This window comes from Micromonospora sp. RP3T, from assembly GCF_003027925.1.
In the GTDB taxonomy this organism is placed as follows: Bacteria; Actinomycetota; Actinomycetes; order Mycobacteriales; family Micromonosporaceae; genus Micromonospora.
This window is the reverse complement of record NZ_PYPS01000008.1, coordinates 82,445-96,877: the sequence shown is the minus strand read 5'-3', so window position 1 is coordinate 96,877 and position 14,433 is coordinate 82,445. Positions and strand designations below refer to the sequence as shown.

At 75.6% G+C, this 14,433-nt stretch carries 9 protein-coding genes; 2 read left to right on the top strand and 7 right to left on the bottom strand.

The genetic code is table 11. The features are described 5' to 3' along the window. Positions 1 to 104 precede the first annotated feature (104 nt). A complete protein-coding gene (locus tag C8054_RS09155) occupies positions 105 to 1,043 on the bottom strand; it encodes a transketolase family protein (protein ID WP_107156318.1) in 939 nt (312 codons plus the stop codon). Then, positions 1,040 to 1,867: a transketolase gene (locus C8054_RS09150; RefSeq protein ID WP_107156395.1), complete on the bottom strand. Its 828-nt coding sequence runs from the start codon at positions 1,865 to 1,867 to the stop codon at positions 1,040 to 1,042. The genes C8054_RS09155 and C8054_RS09150 overlap by 4 nt, the downstream gene beginning before the upstream one ends. A 194-nt stretch (positions 1,868 to 2,061) precedes the next feature. Between C8054_RS09150 and C8054_RS09145 the strand changes: the two genes are divergently transcribed. Both C8054_RS09145 and C8054_RS09140 read left to right on the top strand, forming a co-directional pair. Further along, positions 2,062 to 2,520, top strand: coding sequence for a cobalamin B12-binding domain-containing protein (locus tag C8054_RS09145; RefSeq protein WP_107156317.1), 459 nt, complete (start codon positions 2,062 to 2,064; stop codon positions 2,518 to 2,520). Beyond that, entirely contained in the window at positions 2,517 to 3,824 is a 1,308-nt protein-coding gene (locus C8054_RS09140) for a methylaspartate mutase (protein ID WP_107156316.1), read from the top strand. The genes C8054_RS09145 and C8054_RS09140 overlap by 4 nt, the downstream gene beginning before the upstream one ends. A 65-nt stretch (positions 3,825 to 3,889) precedes the next feature. On the opposite strand, the gene argF is transcribed toward C8054_RS09140, so the two are convergent. The 5 genes from argF to C8054_RS09110 are packed head-to-tail and all read right to left on the bottom strand — an operon-like array spanning position 3,890 to position 14,351. Next, positions 3,890 to 4,870 (bottom strand): ornithine carbamoyltransferase, encoded by a 981-nt coding sequence (gene argF / locus C8054_RS09135; RefSeq protein WP_199199629.1) that lies wholly within the window; start codon positions 4,868 to 4,870, stop codon positions 3,890 to 3,892. Beyond that, the gene (locus tag C8054_RS09130; protein ID WP_199199650.1) at positions 4,867 to 5,067 is read right to left on the bottom strand and encodes an MbtH family NRPS accessory protein; all 201 of its coding nucleotides are present in this window, start codon (positions 5,065 to 5,067) and stop codon (positions 4,867 to 4,869) included. Before C8054_RS09130 ends, argF begins: the two co-directional genes overlap by 4 nt. 25 nt (positions 5,068 to 5,092) lie before the next feature. Further along, entirely contained in the window at positions 5,093 to 6,958 is a 1,866-nt protein-coding gene (locus C8054_RS31700; RefSeq protein WP_158273824.1) for a non-ribosomal peptide synthetase, read from the bottom strand. A 2-nt stretch (positions 6,959 to 6,960) separates the two neighbouring features. Next, entirely contained in the window at positions 6,961 to 11,010 is a 4,050-nt protein-coding gene (locus C8054_RS09115; RefSeq protein WP_107156313.1) for a non-ribosomal peptide synthetase, read from the bottom strand. Further along, entirely contained in the window at positions 11,007 to 14,351 is a 3,345-nt protein-coding gene (locus tag C8054_RS09110) for a non-ribosomal peptide synthetase (RefSeq protein ID WP_107156312.1), read from the bottom strand. Before C8054_RS09110 ends, C8054_RS09115 begins: the two co-directional genes overlap by 4 nt. Positions 14,352 to 14,433 lie beyond the last annotated feature (82 nt).

The window sequence follows — 14,433 nt, the reverse complement described above, 5'->3', positions numbered from 1 at the left end:
ACGCAGGCGCGCGGGCCGCGCGGGCCGGCGCGGTCGGACCGCGGCGCGCCCGCGCGACGACGCCGCCGGCGTCAGGCCGGCGGCGTCGCAGGGTCGAACCCGGATCAGCGGCGCGCGAGCGCCCCCCGGATCGTGGTGGCCAACGACGCGGCGCTGACGCCCACCCGGGACAGAAGTTCCTCGTGCCCGCCCACCCCGCCGGCCGGCGGGCTGGCCACGCCCGCGCGCACCACCCGGCACGGCGCCAGCTCCGCCACGGTCTCGGCGACTGCCGAGCCGAGGCCGCCGACGGTGGAATGGTCCTCGACGGTGACCAGCAGCCGGCTGCGCACCGCCGCGTCGACCACCGCCGCGGTGTCCAGGGGCGCCACCGTGTGCACGTCCAGCACACCCGCGCCGACCCCGTCCGCGGCGAGCGCCCGGTGTGCGGCGAGGGCGACCTGCACCGGCACCGGCCCGGAGGCCAGCACCGTGACGTCGTCGCCGGGGGCCAGCCGCACCGCCTCGCCGATGCGCAGGACCGCGTCCCGCGGGTACACCGACGGCACGGCCTTGCGCCCCAACCGCAGGTACGCCGGCCCGGGGTGGTCGACCAGCGCGGCGACCAGCAGGCCGGTGGACACCGCGTCGGCCGGGGTCAGCACCGTGAGGCCGGGCAGCGCGCGCAGCGCCGCCACGTCCTCGCACACATGGTGGCTGCTGCCGTAGTGCCCGGCGGACAGACCGGAGTGGGTGGCGACCACCCGCACCGGCAGGCCCGGCGCCACCACGTCCAGCTTCAGCTGCTCGAACGCGCGGACGGCCGCGAACCCGGCCAGGGAGTGCGCGAACGGCATCTGCCCGGTGGCGGCCAGCCCACCCGCCGCGCCGATCATCGTCGCCTCGGCGATGCCGAAGTCCCGGTAGCGGTCGGGGAACCGTTCGCCAAGCGTCGTCCGGTAGCCCCCCACGTCGGAGTCCAGGCACCACACGTCGTCCCGGCCGGCCATCACCGCGCCGAGCGCCGCGATGTGCGCGTCCTTCTGCGACGGCGCGGCGCTCATCGGCCGGCCGTCAGTTGACGCAACGCCCGTGAGTGCAGCGCCTCGGTCAGCCGGACGTGGTGGCTGCGCGCCTGGCCCTGCATGAACCGGACCCCCTTGCCCTTGACCGTCCGCGCCACCACCGCCCGCGGCCCGGCGTCCGGGCCGCGCAGCGCCTCCCGCAACGCGGCGTGGTCGTGACCGTCCACGATCTCCGTCCGCCACCCGCACGCCGCCCACCGGGCGGCGATCCGGTCGGCGTCGCCGTCGGGCACCGTGCCGTTGATCTGGAGGCCGTTGCAGTCGGTGATCGCGAGCAGGCCGGGGGACGCCATCCGGCCGGCCGCCGCGGCGGCCTCCCACACCGAGCCCTCCTGCTGCTCGCCGTCGCCGAGCAGCACCACCGTCCGCTGGTCGGTGCCGGCCCGCTGCGCGGCCAGGGCGAACCCGAGGCCGACGGCGAGCCCGTGCCCGAGCGACCCGGTGGCGAAGTCCACCCCGGGCAGCTCCCACGGCGGATGGCCGGTGAGCCGGCTGCCGTCGCGACCGAAGCCGGCCAGCTCCGCCACCGGGAAGAAGCCGCGCAGCGCCAGCACCGCGTACAGGCCGACCGCCGCGTGTCCCTTGCTGAGGACGAACCGGTCCCGGTCGGGGGCCGCCGGGGCGCGCGGGTCGACCCGCAGGATCCCGCCGTAGAGGCAGGCGAGGATGTCGGCGCTGGACAGCGCGCCGCCGACGTGCGCGCCCTCGGGGCCGCACGCCATCTGGAGCACCTGCTCGCGGACCGCCGCCGCCAGGGCGACCGTGTCGGGGCAGGTGGGTGGTGCGAGGTGTGACCTGGACATGGTGCCCTCCACCCGTCGATGACCCCTTCCTATCACGGGATTCGTCGCGTTCCGGCTTCGTGCGTCACACCCTGACAATGCCGGCGACTGTTCGCGATCAGCGTTGAGACGGTCACGGTCGTCGATCGCGCCCTACCGTGGAAGCACGTCGACCGTGCCGTCCGGCAGACCGCTCGTCGGCGCGAGGAGGACCCATGATGAGACGTCCGCTCCCACCGGCCGAACGCACCGCCGGCCCTGTGGTCGTCAGCGGGGTGTCGTCGGACGCGCACACCTGGAACCTGGTGTTCCTGCATCTGCTCATCGAGGAGTGCGGGCACGCCGTCCGCAACCTCGGGCCGTGCGTGCCGCCGGACCTGCTGGTGTCGGCCTGCCTCGACGCCGTGCCGTCGCTGATCGTGCTGAGCAGCGTCAACGGGCACGGCCATCGCGACGGGCTCGACTCGATCCGGGCGGTGCGCGCCGAACCGCGCCTGGCCGGCGTGCCCGTGGTGATCGGCGGCAAGCTCGACGTCACCGGCGAGCTGGCGCCCGAGCGGACGCGCCGCCTGCTCGACGCCGGCGCGGACGCGGTCTGCACCGACGACACCGGGGTGCACCGGCTGCGCGCGATCCTCGCGAGCCGGCCGGCCCACACCCCGCTGGCAGCGTGACCGCCCACCCGTCCGCCATCCGGGCGCCGGACTTCGGCCCCCACGTGCGGGCCGTCGCCCGCACCGGAGGGACGGTCGTGCAGCCCCGCATGGGATTCACCGACCCGGCCCGGATGCGGGCCGGCCTACGGGCCGTGCGGGCCTGCCGGGCGGCCACCGTCGGCACCATCACGGTGGACAGCTACACCCGGGTCGGCGACCTCGCCGCCGCCGCGGCGGCGGTGGGCGACGACACCGAACTCAACGGCTATCCGCTGCTCACCCACCCGCTGCCGGTGACCCGGGCGGTCCTGGCCGACGTCGCGGGCATGCCGGTGCAGGTGCGGCACGGATGCGCCACCCCGGAGGCGATCGTCGCCGGGTTGGTGGCCGCCGGGCTGAGCGCCACCGAGGGCGGTCCGGTCTCCTACTGCCTGCCGTACGGGCGGACGCCGCTGACCGAGTCGGTCGAGGCGTGGCGGCGCTCCTGCGCGCGGCTGGCCCGGCTGCGCGACGACGGGGTGCGGCCGCACCTGGAAACATTCGGCGGCTGCCTGCTCGGGCAGCTGTGCCCGCCGTCGCTGCTGGTGGCGATGAGCGTGCTGGAGGCGTTGTTCTTCTGCCAGCACGGCGTCGACAGCGTGTCGGTGAGCTACGCACAGCAGGTGGACCACGCCCAGGACGTCGCCGCGGTCCGGGCGCTGCGCCGGCTGGCGCACGAACTGCTCCCGACCGAGGACCAGCACGTGGTGGTGTACGCCTACATGGGAGTCTTCCCCACCACCCGCCACGGGGCCCGCCGGGTGCTCACCGACGCGGCCCGGCTCGCCGCCGCCGCCCGCGCCGAACGGCTGATCGTCAAGACGGAGGCGGAGGCCTTCCGGATCCCCACGATCGCCGAGAACGTCGCGGCGCTGGAGGCCGCCGCCGACGCGGCGGTCGGGCCCGGCGACCCGGTCGTCGACGTCGACGAGGAGCACCGGATCCACCGTGAGGCCGCCACCATCGTGGCGGCCGTACGGGACCTCGCCGACGACGTCGGCACGGCGCTGCTGCGCGCCTTCCGGCGGGGCTACCTCGACATCCCGTACTGCCTGCACCCGGACAACGCCGGCGGCACCCGGGGCTACGTCGACGACCGGGGGCGGCTCGCCTGGGACCGGATCGGTCGGTTGCCCCTGGGCGGGCTGGTGCGGCCACGGCAGGGCCGACGGCCGACGGCGGCGAGCCTGCTGCGCGACCTCAACCGGGTCCGCGACCGGGCCGACGGGCCCGACGCGGCCGGGCTGCCCCCGGCCCGCCCCGGCGACGCGCTCGGCGACTGACCGGGCCGGAACCGTCAGGTGACGACCCGGCCGCGCCCCGCGGGGCGCGGCCGGGTCGGGCCCGGTCAGGTGTAGGAGCCGGCGAGCAGCAGGTGCAGGACCGCCTGCGCGGTCGGGAGCCGGTTCGCCGCCTGCTGCCAGACCACCGAGCGGGGCCCGTCCAGGACCTGCGCCGACACCTCCCGGCCCCGGTAGGCCGGCAGGCAGTGCAGCAACACCGCGTCCGGGCCGGCGAGCGCCATCTCGGCGTCGCCCACCCGGTAGCGCCGCAGGTCGGCCTCCCGCTCGGCGCGCAGGTGCTCCTTGTCCATCGGCACCCAGATCTCCGGATAGACGGCGTGGGCGTCGCGCAGCGCCTCCGCCGGGTCCTCCACCACGGTCACGGTGCCCTCCCCGCCGGCGGCCCGGGCACCGGCCAGCACGGCCGGGTCGGGGTGGTACGCGGCGGGCGCCGCGATCGTCAGCCGCATCCCGGTCATCACCGCCACCTCGATCAGGGAGTGGCAGATGTTGCTGTAGGCGTCGCCCACGTAGGCGACGCGCAGCCCGGCCAACCGTCCGAAGTGCTCGCGAAGGGTCAGCGCGTCGGCGAGCGCCTGGCACGGGTGGTGGTCGTCGGAGAGCGCGTTGACCACCGGCACGCTCGCGGCGCCGGCCAGCCGGGACAGGGTCTCGTGCGCGTGGGTGCGGATGACGATGGCGTCGGCGTAGGCGGACAGCACCCGGCCGGTGTCCTCGATCGTCTCGCCCCGCGACAGCTGGCTGTCCTCGCGACTGACCAGGACCGGCAGCAGCCCTAGCCGGTGCGCGGCGACCGCGGTGGAGACCCGGGTGCGGGTGGACGGCTTGTCGAACAGGCAGACCACCGTCCCGCCGGCGTGCCGGCCGCGCCACACCTCGGGCCGGGCCTTCACGTCCGCCGCGGCGTCGAGCACGGCGTGCAACCCGTCCCGGCCGAGGTCGAGCACCCGGAGGAAGTCCTCCGGGGTGGCCCGGTCCACCGTCGCCGCGCCGGACTGCGCGACCACAGTCGTCGGCGCGCTCACCGCGCCGCCTCCATCGCCCGCCGCAGACTCAGCGGCCGCATGTCCGTCCACACCCGGTCGATGTGGTCCAGGCACTCCTGCCGGGTGCCCTCGGTGCCGTCGGGCGTCCAGCCGGCCGGCAGTTCCCGGTCCGCCGGCCAGATCGAGTACTGCTCCTCGTGGTTGCGTACGACCCGGAACACGGTCTCGTCCATGATCCCTCCTGGTTGGGCTGGTGGATGGTCAGTTGGTGGCGTCGGTGCCGCTGTCCTGCCGGCTCAGCAGTTCCCCCACCTCGTCGGGCGACAAGGCGTCGACCATGAGGTGGATGCGGGCGATCTCGGTCAGCTCGTCGGGCGCCGGGTGGCGGTCACGGACCAGCTCGGCGAGGTCGGCGACGGTCTGCGCGTCGAACATCGCGCGCCCGGGGATGTCGAGGTCGAACGCGCTGCCGATGCGGCCGGTGACCTGGCCGGCGACCAGCGAGTGCCCGCCCAGGTCGAAGAAGTTGTCGTGCCGGGACGGCTCCACCCCCAGCACGGACGCCCACACCCCGGCGATGAACTCCTCCAGCGCGTCGACGGGCGCCGCGCCGCCGACGTCGGGCAGCGGCAGCGCCGCCACGTCGACCTTGCCGTTCGCGGTCAGCGGCACCGAGTCCACCAGGAGCCAGCTCGTCGGCACCATGTAGGCGGGCAGCTCGGCGCGGACCACGTCGGCGACCCGATCGGTGAGCCCGTCCCGGTCGGCGTCCGCGGCGGGCACGACGTAGCCGATGAGCACCTGCTCGCCGGAGGCCGCGGGGCGGACCGCGGCCACCGCGTTGGCCACGCCGGGCGTACGCAGCATGCCCACCTCGACCTCGGAGAGTTCCACCCGGTTGCCCCGGATCTGCACCTGACGGTCGGCCCGGCCGACGAAGGCGTACTCGCCGTGCTCGTCGCGGCGCATCAGGTCGCCGGTGCGGTACACCCGGCCGCCCTCGACGCCCGGGCGCGGGTCGGGCAGGAACGCCGCGGCGGTCAGCGCCGGCCGGTTGAGGTAGCCCCGGGCCACCGGCGCCCCACCGACGAGCAGCTCACCGACCTGGCCGGGCCCGACCGGCTCGCCGTCGGCGTCGACCAGGGACAGCCGCGCCTCGGCCAGCGGGTGGCCCACCGGCGGGGGAAGCGGCCCGGCCGGCGTCACCTCGCCCATGGTCACCGCGACGGTGGCCTCGGTCGGCCCGTAGGCGTTCCAGACGGCGTACGGGTGCCCCGGCAGCGGCCGCGACCGCAGCCGGTCACCGCCGGTCACCAGCACCCGCAACGCCAGCTCCGCCGGATCGGGCAACGCCATGATCCGCTCCGACACCGGCGTCGGGACGAACGCCACCGTGATCCCGATGGCGGCGAACCACTCCAGCAGGGCCGGCGCGTCGGTGCGTACCGGCTCCGGGGCCAGGTGCAGGGCCGCGCCGGCAGCCAGTGCCGGCCAGGTCTCCCAGACCGTGGCGTCGAAGGCCAGCCCGGCGAGGTGACTGGTCCGCTCACCCGGGCCCAGCTTGGTGGCGGCGAGGTAGGCGTCGGTCAGCCCGGCGAGGCTGCCGTGCTCCACCGCGACCCCCTTGGGCCGGCCGGTCGAACCGGAGGTGTAGATGACGTAGGCCAGGTCCCGGGCGTGCGGGCGGTGCCGGGCGGGCGGGTGCGGCGCGGGCTCGACGCCGGTCAGGTCGACCACCGCGACGCCGTCGGGCAGTTCCGCGGCGAGCGGGACGGCCACCGGATCGGTGAGGACGGCGGCCACGGCGGCGTCCTCGAGCATGAAGCGCAGCCGCTGGGGCGGGCACGCCGGGTCCACCGGCAGGTAGCAGGCGCCCACCCACCAGGCCGCGAGCGCGCCGGCGACCAGGTCGGGCACCCGGGGCAGCAGGATCGCCACCACGTCGCCCCGGCCGACGCCGACGGCCCGCAGGACGGCGGCGATCGCGGCGGCCCGGTCCCGCAGGTCACCGTGCCGCCACGGCGCGGCGCCCGGGTCGGCCGGATACACCGCCTCCTCGGTCTCCGGTTGGGTGGCGATCCGCTCCGGCAGCAGGATCGGGTGGGCGAAGTCCGGTTGCTCGTGCACGGTCACTCCTCGGGGTCGTCGCGCCCGACGAGGCGGGCGTGCAGCAGGTCGGCCAGTCGGTCGACCGTGGGCGGACGGAGCAGCGAGTAGTGCGTCCCGGGAAGCACCACCCGCTCGTGGTCCGGCGGCAGGTACGGCGTCCAGCCGGGCGCCTTGTCGCCGGAGTGGTCCGCCTGCACCAGCAGCGTCGGCCGCCGGTGCCGGGACGGGATGTAGGTGACGATGGCGGTGACGTGGTCGGCGAACACCGCTCGGCGGCGGGCCAGGTCGGCCAGCTCGAACCCGGCCGGCAGCGCGCCGGCGTCGAGCAGGAACCGGTGCAGGACGGCGTCGTGCTCGGCCGGGTCGAGCCGGGCGAACTCCTCGACGGTGGGCGTCGGCACGTCCAGTCCCAGGGAGGCCACCACGTCGCCGGCGAACATGGCGCTGATCTCGCCGGGGGCCGGGCCGGCCGACCGGGCCGGGCGCACCCCGGAGTCGATCAGCACGATGCCGCGTACCCGTGGGTCCCCCTGCCGGGCGACGGCGGCCATCTCGTGCGCCACCAGGCCCCCCATCGACCAGCCGGCCAACAGCAGCGGGCCGGTGTGCCCGGCGGCGCCCAGCACGTCCAGGTAGTGCCGGGCGAGCCGGCCGACACTGCGCATCGGCGGGCCGTCGTCGTCGATCCCGGGTGCGACGAGCGCGGCCAGGCGCGTGTCGCCGCGGGCCCGCATCACCCGGGCCAGGTCGGTGTAGCAACCGGCGGTGCCCGCGACGGCCGGCAGCAGCACCAGGTCCGCGACGCCGGCACGGCCGAACGTGATGATCGACCGGGCGGCGGTACGCGCCCGCCCGGCGGCGGCCGTCGAGTCGACCATGCCGGCCAGCCCGGCGAGGGTCGAGTGGGTGAACACGTCCCGCAGCGACACCCGCAGTCCGAGGGTGTCGCCGATCCGGTTGACCAGGCGGGTGGCGAGCAGGGAGTGGCCGCCGAGAGCGAAGAAGTCGTCCCGGCGGCCGACCCGGTCCCGGCCCAGCAGGTCGCGCCAGATGCCGGCGAGGGCACGTTCGGTCTCCCCGGCCGGCTCCTCGAACACCGCGACGGTCACGTCGTCGCCGGCGGGGGTGGGCAGGCGACGCCGGTCGAGCTTGCCCTGAGCGGTGCGCGGCAACGCGTCCAGCACCACGACGGCGGCGGGCACCATGTGCGTGGGCAGCCGGGCGGCGGTGTGCGCGATCAGATCGGCGCGGCCGACCGGCTCGGCGAGCACCACGTAACCGGTGAGCGTCGTGTCCCCGCCCGCCCCGGTCGCGTGCACGACCGCCTCACGCACCGCCGGGTGGTCGCCGAGCACGGCCGCGACCTCGTGCAGCTCCACCCGGTTGCCCCGGATCCGCACCTGGTGGTCGACCCGGCCGAGGAAGTCGACGCTGCCGTCGGGCATCCGGCGGGCGCGGTCCCCGGTGCGGTAGAGGCGGGCGCCCGGCGGGCCGTACGGGTCGGGCAGGAAACGGTCCGCGGTCGCCGCCGGCGCCCGCACGTAACCCAGCGAGACCTGCGGGCCACCGATGTAGATCTGCCCCGGGGCCAGCGGCGGCACCGGTCGCAGCGCGTCGTCCAGGACGTGCACGACGCAGTTGGCGAGCACGGTGGACAGCGGCACGACCGAGCGGTGCGTCAGCGGGTCGTCCGGGTCGACCCGGTGCACCAGCACCCCGACCGTCGTCTCGGTGGGGCCGTAGTTGTTGTACACGGCCACGTCCCGGTGCGCCGCGGCCAGTGCGCGCGCCCACTGCGGCGAGAACGCCTCGCCGCCGAGGATCAGCACCCGGGCCGGCACCGGCGCGGCCGACGTGTCGCCGCTGGTCAGCGCCGCCAGGTGGGAGGGGGCGAGCTTGAACTGCTCGGGCCGGTCGGCGGCGAACCGCGAGGCGAGTTCGGGGCCGTCCAGCGCGGTGTCCTTGTCCAGCACCAGGAGCGTGCCGCCGGTCGCCAACCCGCCGTACAGGAAGGTGACCGAGGAGTCGACGGAGAACGGCTGCACCGCGGCGTACCGGTGGCCGGGGGCGAAACCCCACAGGTCCGCCGTGGCGGCGACGTGGTGGCGCAGCGCGCCGTGCCCGACGGCCACGCCCTTGGGCGTACCGGTCGACCCGGAGGTGTAGATGACGTAGGCCCGGTCGTGGTCGGTGAGCGGGACCACCGGCAACGGCCCCGGGTCGGGGCCGTCCAGCACCGCCGGGTCCGGCAGCACCAGCGCCTCGACGCCGGGCAGCGCGCTGTCCGGATCGGTGACCAGCAGCGCGGCGCCGGCGTCGGCCAGGATGAGCCGCACCCGCTCCGCGGGCAGGTCCGCCTCCAGCGGGATCGGTGCGGCGCCGACGCGCCCGACGGCCAGCAGCACCGCCACCACCGGCGCCCCCCGGCGCATCCGCACCGCCACCAGGTCACCTCGACCGACGCCCCGCCGGCGCAGCGCGTGGCCCACCCGGCGGACCGCCCGGTCCAGCGCGGCGTGGTCGAGCCGGCGCCGGTCGTCGACCACGGCCAGCTCGTCGCGGCGCGCCGCGTGCTGGGCCGCGATCCGGGCCGGCACCGGCTCCGCCGGCACGGCGAGGTGCGGGCCCCGGCCCCGGGCGAGCGTCTCGGCGGCCTCCGCCGGGTCCAGCAGCGGCAGGTCACCGATGCGGGTCGTCGGGTCGGCGACCACGGCGTCGAGCAGCGTCAGCAGGTGCCGGGTGAACCGGACGATGTCGTCGGTGTCGAGCAGCTCGTCCCGGTAGGCCCAGACGGCGGCCGGCCGGTCGTCGGCGTCGGTGCCGATGGACAGTTGCAGGTCCAGCTTGGTGGTGCCCACGTCGATGTCGAGCCACCGGGCGCGCAGTCCGGCGAAGTCGATGTCGGGCTCCGGGGTGTTGTGCATGCTGAACATGAACTGGGTGAACGGTTGCCGGCCGGGTGAGCGGGGCGGGCGCAGTTCCTCCACCACCCGCTCGTAGGGGACGTCCTGGTGCGAGTAGGCGGCCAGGGCGGTGGCGCGGACCTGGGCGAGCAGGTCGACGAAGCGCTGGCCACCGTCGACGTCGGCCCGGACGACCAGCGTGTGCGCGAACAGGCCCACCGTGTCCTCCGACTCGGTGGTGGTGCGCCCGGCGACCGGGGTGAGCACCGCCAGGTCGGTGGCGCCGGTGTAGCGGTGCAGGAACGCGAAGTAGACCGTCAGGAACGCGATGAACGGGGTGGCCCGCTGCGCGCGGGCGATCTCCGTCATCCGCTCGGCCAGCCGCGTCGGCAGCGCGAACACGTACCGGGAGCCGCGCCAGGACGGCTCCGCGGACCGGCGTCGCGAGCTGGGCACGTCCGGGTCGGCGAGCCCGGCGAGCTGCGCACGCCAGTACTCGATCTGGTCGTGCAGCCGGGCCCGCGGCTCCGCGTCGTCGTCGACCGCGGTGACCGCCGCGTACTGCGGTGGGTCCGGGGGCAGGTCGGAGGGTACGCCGGCCCGGTGCGCGGCGTACGCGGCGACGAGTTCCCGGAAGAAGACCGCCCGGGACCACGCGTCGAACACCGTGTGGTGCACGGTCACCTGGAACACGTGCACCTGCTCGGCCAGCCGCAGCACGCTGGCCCGGAAGATCGGCCCGTGGTTGAGGTCGGCGGGCACGTCGCTCTCGGCGCGCATCGCGCGGGCCAGGGCCGCCTCGCGCGCCTCGGCGTCGCCCGCGCCGGACAGGTCGGTCAGCGGCATGGGGACCTCGGCCGGCGGCGCGACCCGTTGCACCAGTTCGTCGCCGAGCATGGCGAACGTGGTGCGCAGGGCGTCGTGGCGGCCGACCACCTCGGTGACCGCCGCGCGCAGGGCGGCCAGGTCCAGCGGGCCCTCCAACCGCAGGGCGAAGTAGATGTTGAAGACCGGGGACCCGGGCACGAGCTGGTCGGCCAGCCAGAGCGTCCGTTGGGTCGGCGTGGCGGGCGGGTGGGCGGCGCGGCCGGCGCGTTCGCGCAGCAGGCGCACCAGCAGCGCCCGCTTGTCCTCGGCCGACAGGGTGGGGTTCGGGACCGTGGTCATCCTTTCTCCTCCAGCATCCGGGTCAGCAGGGCGTCGACCTCGTCGTCGGGCAGGTCGGCGATCCGGTCGAGCAGGTCACCCTCCTCGCCGCGGGTGGCGGCCTCCTCCCGCCGTACGGCGTCGGCGGCCTGCCGTCGCGCGGCAGCCCGGGCGACGATCTCGGCCAGGCCCGCCGGGGTGGGGTTCTCGAACAGCGCCTGCAACGGGATGTCGATGCCGAGGCGGCTGCGCAGTCGGGAGATCAGCTGGGTGGCCTGGAGGGAGTTGCCGCCGAGGGCGAAGAAGTCGTCCGTCGGGGCGACCGCGCCGAGGCCCAGCACCTCGGCGAAGATCTCCCCCGCCGGGCCCGTCGCAGCCGGGTCGCCGCGCTCGTCGCCGGGCTCCGGCGGAGCGGGCAGCGCGGCGTGGTCGACCTTGCCGCTGGGCGACAGCGGCAGCGCGTCGAGCACCACGAGCTGCGCCGGCACCATGGTCCGCGGCAGGAACCGGGCCAGGGCGGCGCGGACCTCCGCCGGGTCGACGGTGACGCCGTCGGCCGGCACCAGGTAGCCGACGAGCCGGCGGGCGTCCCCCTCGCCCCGGGTGGTGACGGTCGCGGCGCGGACCCGGGGGTCACGACGCAGCGCCGCCTCGATCTCCCCCGGCTCGATCCGCAGGCCCCGAAGCTGGATCTGGGCGTCGACCCGACCCACGAACACCAGTTCGCCGTCCGCGCGCACCCGCACCAGGTCGCCGGTGCGGTAGAGCCGCGCTCCGGGCCGGTCGCCGACGTGGTCGGGCACGAACCGGTCGGCGGTGAGGCCGGGCCGGCGCAGGTAGCCTCGGGCCAGACCGAGCCCGCCGAGGTACAGCTCGCCGATTCCGCCGACCGGGGTGAGCGCGCCGTGCGGGTCGAGCACGTAGGCGCGCTGGTCGGGCATCGGCCGCCCGATCGGCGGGGACACCGGCTGCGGGCCGGTGCAGTCGTGCATCAGGCTCGCGCAGGTGGCCTCCGTCGGGCCGTACCCGTTGACGAAGCGCCGGCCGCCGGTGAGCCACCGCTCCACCAGGGACCCCGGGTACGCCTCCCCGCCGACGAACAGCAGCCGCAGGGACGGCAGCGCGTCGGCGTCCATCACCGACAGCATGGCCGGCGGCAGGTCGGCGACGGTGACCCGCTCGGCGCGCATGAGCGCGGTCAGCGCGCCCGGATCGAGCAGGGTGTCCTGGTCGGCGAGGCACAGCGCGGCGCCGGCGGTGAGGGTGGTGAAGATGTCGAACACGGAGACGTCGAAGTTCAGCGAGGAGAACTGCACGAGCACGTCGTCGGGCCGGAACGCGAAGCACCGGGCGCAGGTGGTGACGAACGCGGTCGCGCTGCGGTGCGAGACCAGCACCCCCTTGGGGGTGCCGGTGGAGCCCGAGGTGTAGAGCAGGTAGGCCGGGTTGTCGGGGTGTACGACGGGCAGGTCACCGGCACCGGTTTCCGCCGGCGTCGGGGCGAGCAGCTCCTGCGGGCTCAGCACCCGTACGCCCGGCGGCACCGGGGCGGGCGCGCCGATCACCAGCCGGGTGCCGGAGTCGGCGACCATGAACGCGAGCCGGTCGGCCGGGTAGGCCGGGTCCAGCGGCAGGTAGGCGGCGCCGGCCCGCAGGATGCCCAGCACCAACGCCACCTGGTCGGGGCCGCGGGGCACGCCGATCGCGACGACGTCCTCGGGTGCGACGCCGAGGGCTCGCAGGCGGCGGGCCACCGTGTCGGCGCGCTCGCCGAGGTCGCGGTAGGTGTGCGAGCCGCCGCGCCAGCGCAGGGCCACCGCATCGGGTTGCCGGGCGGTGGTCTCGGCGACCAGGTCGGCGAGACCGACCTCGGGGCGGTCCCCGGCCGGCCACGGTGAGCCGGCGGTGAGCAGCGCGTGTTCGGCGGGGCCGATCATCCGCAGCTCCGACAGGCGGGTGTGGGGCGCCTCGGCGGCGTGGTCGAGCAGCCGGGTGAGGTGGTCGAGGACCCGACGCACCGTCGCCTCGTCGAACAGGTCGGTGTCGTAGTCCGAGGCGAGTCGCAGGCCGTTCTCGTCGTCGGCGGCGAGCACGCTCAGGTCGAACCGCGACGTCTTGACGTCCAGGTCGACGGCAACGGCGTCCAGGCCGGGGAACGCGGGGGCGACGGCGGGGGCGTTCTGAAATGTCAAACTCACGGAGAAAACCGGATTTCGGCTCGTGTCACGCGGCAGTCGCAGACTCTCGACGACCCGTTCGAAAGGGACGTCGAGATGATCCTGCGCCGCCAGCGCCTTGTCCCGCAAGGCGTGCAGCAGTTCTTTATAGGTCGGGTTTCCCGAACAATCGGAGCGGTAGACGACGGTATTGAGGAAAAGACCGACCAGTGGTTCCAACTCGGCCCGGCCGCGAATGGCCGACGGCGCGCCGGTGAGAATGTCGGTGTGACCGGTGTGCCGGTGCAGCACCGCGTGCAGGCCGGCGAGCACGACCATGAACATGGTCGCCCCCTCCCCGGCCGCCAGGCTCCGCAGCCGGGCCGCGGTCGCCACCGGCACCGGGTGCTGCACCACCGCGCCCCGTCCGCCCGGCACCGGCGGCCGGGGCCGGTCGGTGGGGAACTCGACGCGCGGCAGCTCGCCGGCCAGCTCGCGCAACCAGTGGCCCAGGTGCGGGTCGTCGCTGCCCTCGGGCAGGCGCGCCCGCTGCCAGGCGGCGTAGTCGCCGTAGCGGCAGGGCAGTGGCGCGAGCGTGGACGGCCGGCCGTCGAGTTGGTCCCGGTAGGCGGTGGCGAGTTCGTCCAGGAGCAGGCCGCAGGACCAGCCGTCGGCCGCGATGTGGTGCACCAGCAGTACGAACAGGTGCTCGTCCGGGCCGTAGCCGATCAGGTGGGCCCGCACCGGGATCTCCCGGTCCAGCGCGAACGGGCGGTGCGCGAGGGTCACCGCCAGATCGGCGGCCGACGCGGCGTCGGCGGCCTGGTGGCGGGACAGCCGGCCGTCGACGGCGGCGGCCAGACGCGCCCGCGGACCGTCGGCGTCGGCATCGACCAGGGTGCGCAGCGGCTCGTGGCGGGAAATCACCAGGCTCAGCGCCCGGTCGAGCCGGGCCACGTCGACCGGGCCGCGCAGCCGCACGGCGACCGGGATGGTGTAGGCCGCGGTGCCCGGACGCATGCGGTCCATCACCCACATGCGCTCCTGGGCGAACGACAGCGGCAGCACCCCGGCGGGCCGGGGCGGAACTGGCGAGAATTCGCCAGGATCTGCCGACCCGGCCGCTGTCGTCAATGTTTTCGGATGCCCGGCGGCCGCCCGCAGCGAGTCGATGCGTTCCCGCAGTTCAGCTCGCGCGACCGGCATCCGCGGACGCGGATCAATTGTGTTCCTGCCGTCCTCAGCCACATTGTCTCCAGATTGGTGCGAGGGGTTGACACCACTTCTC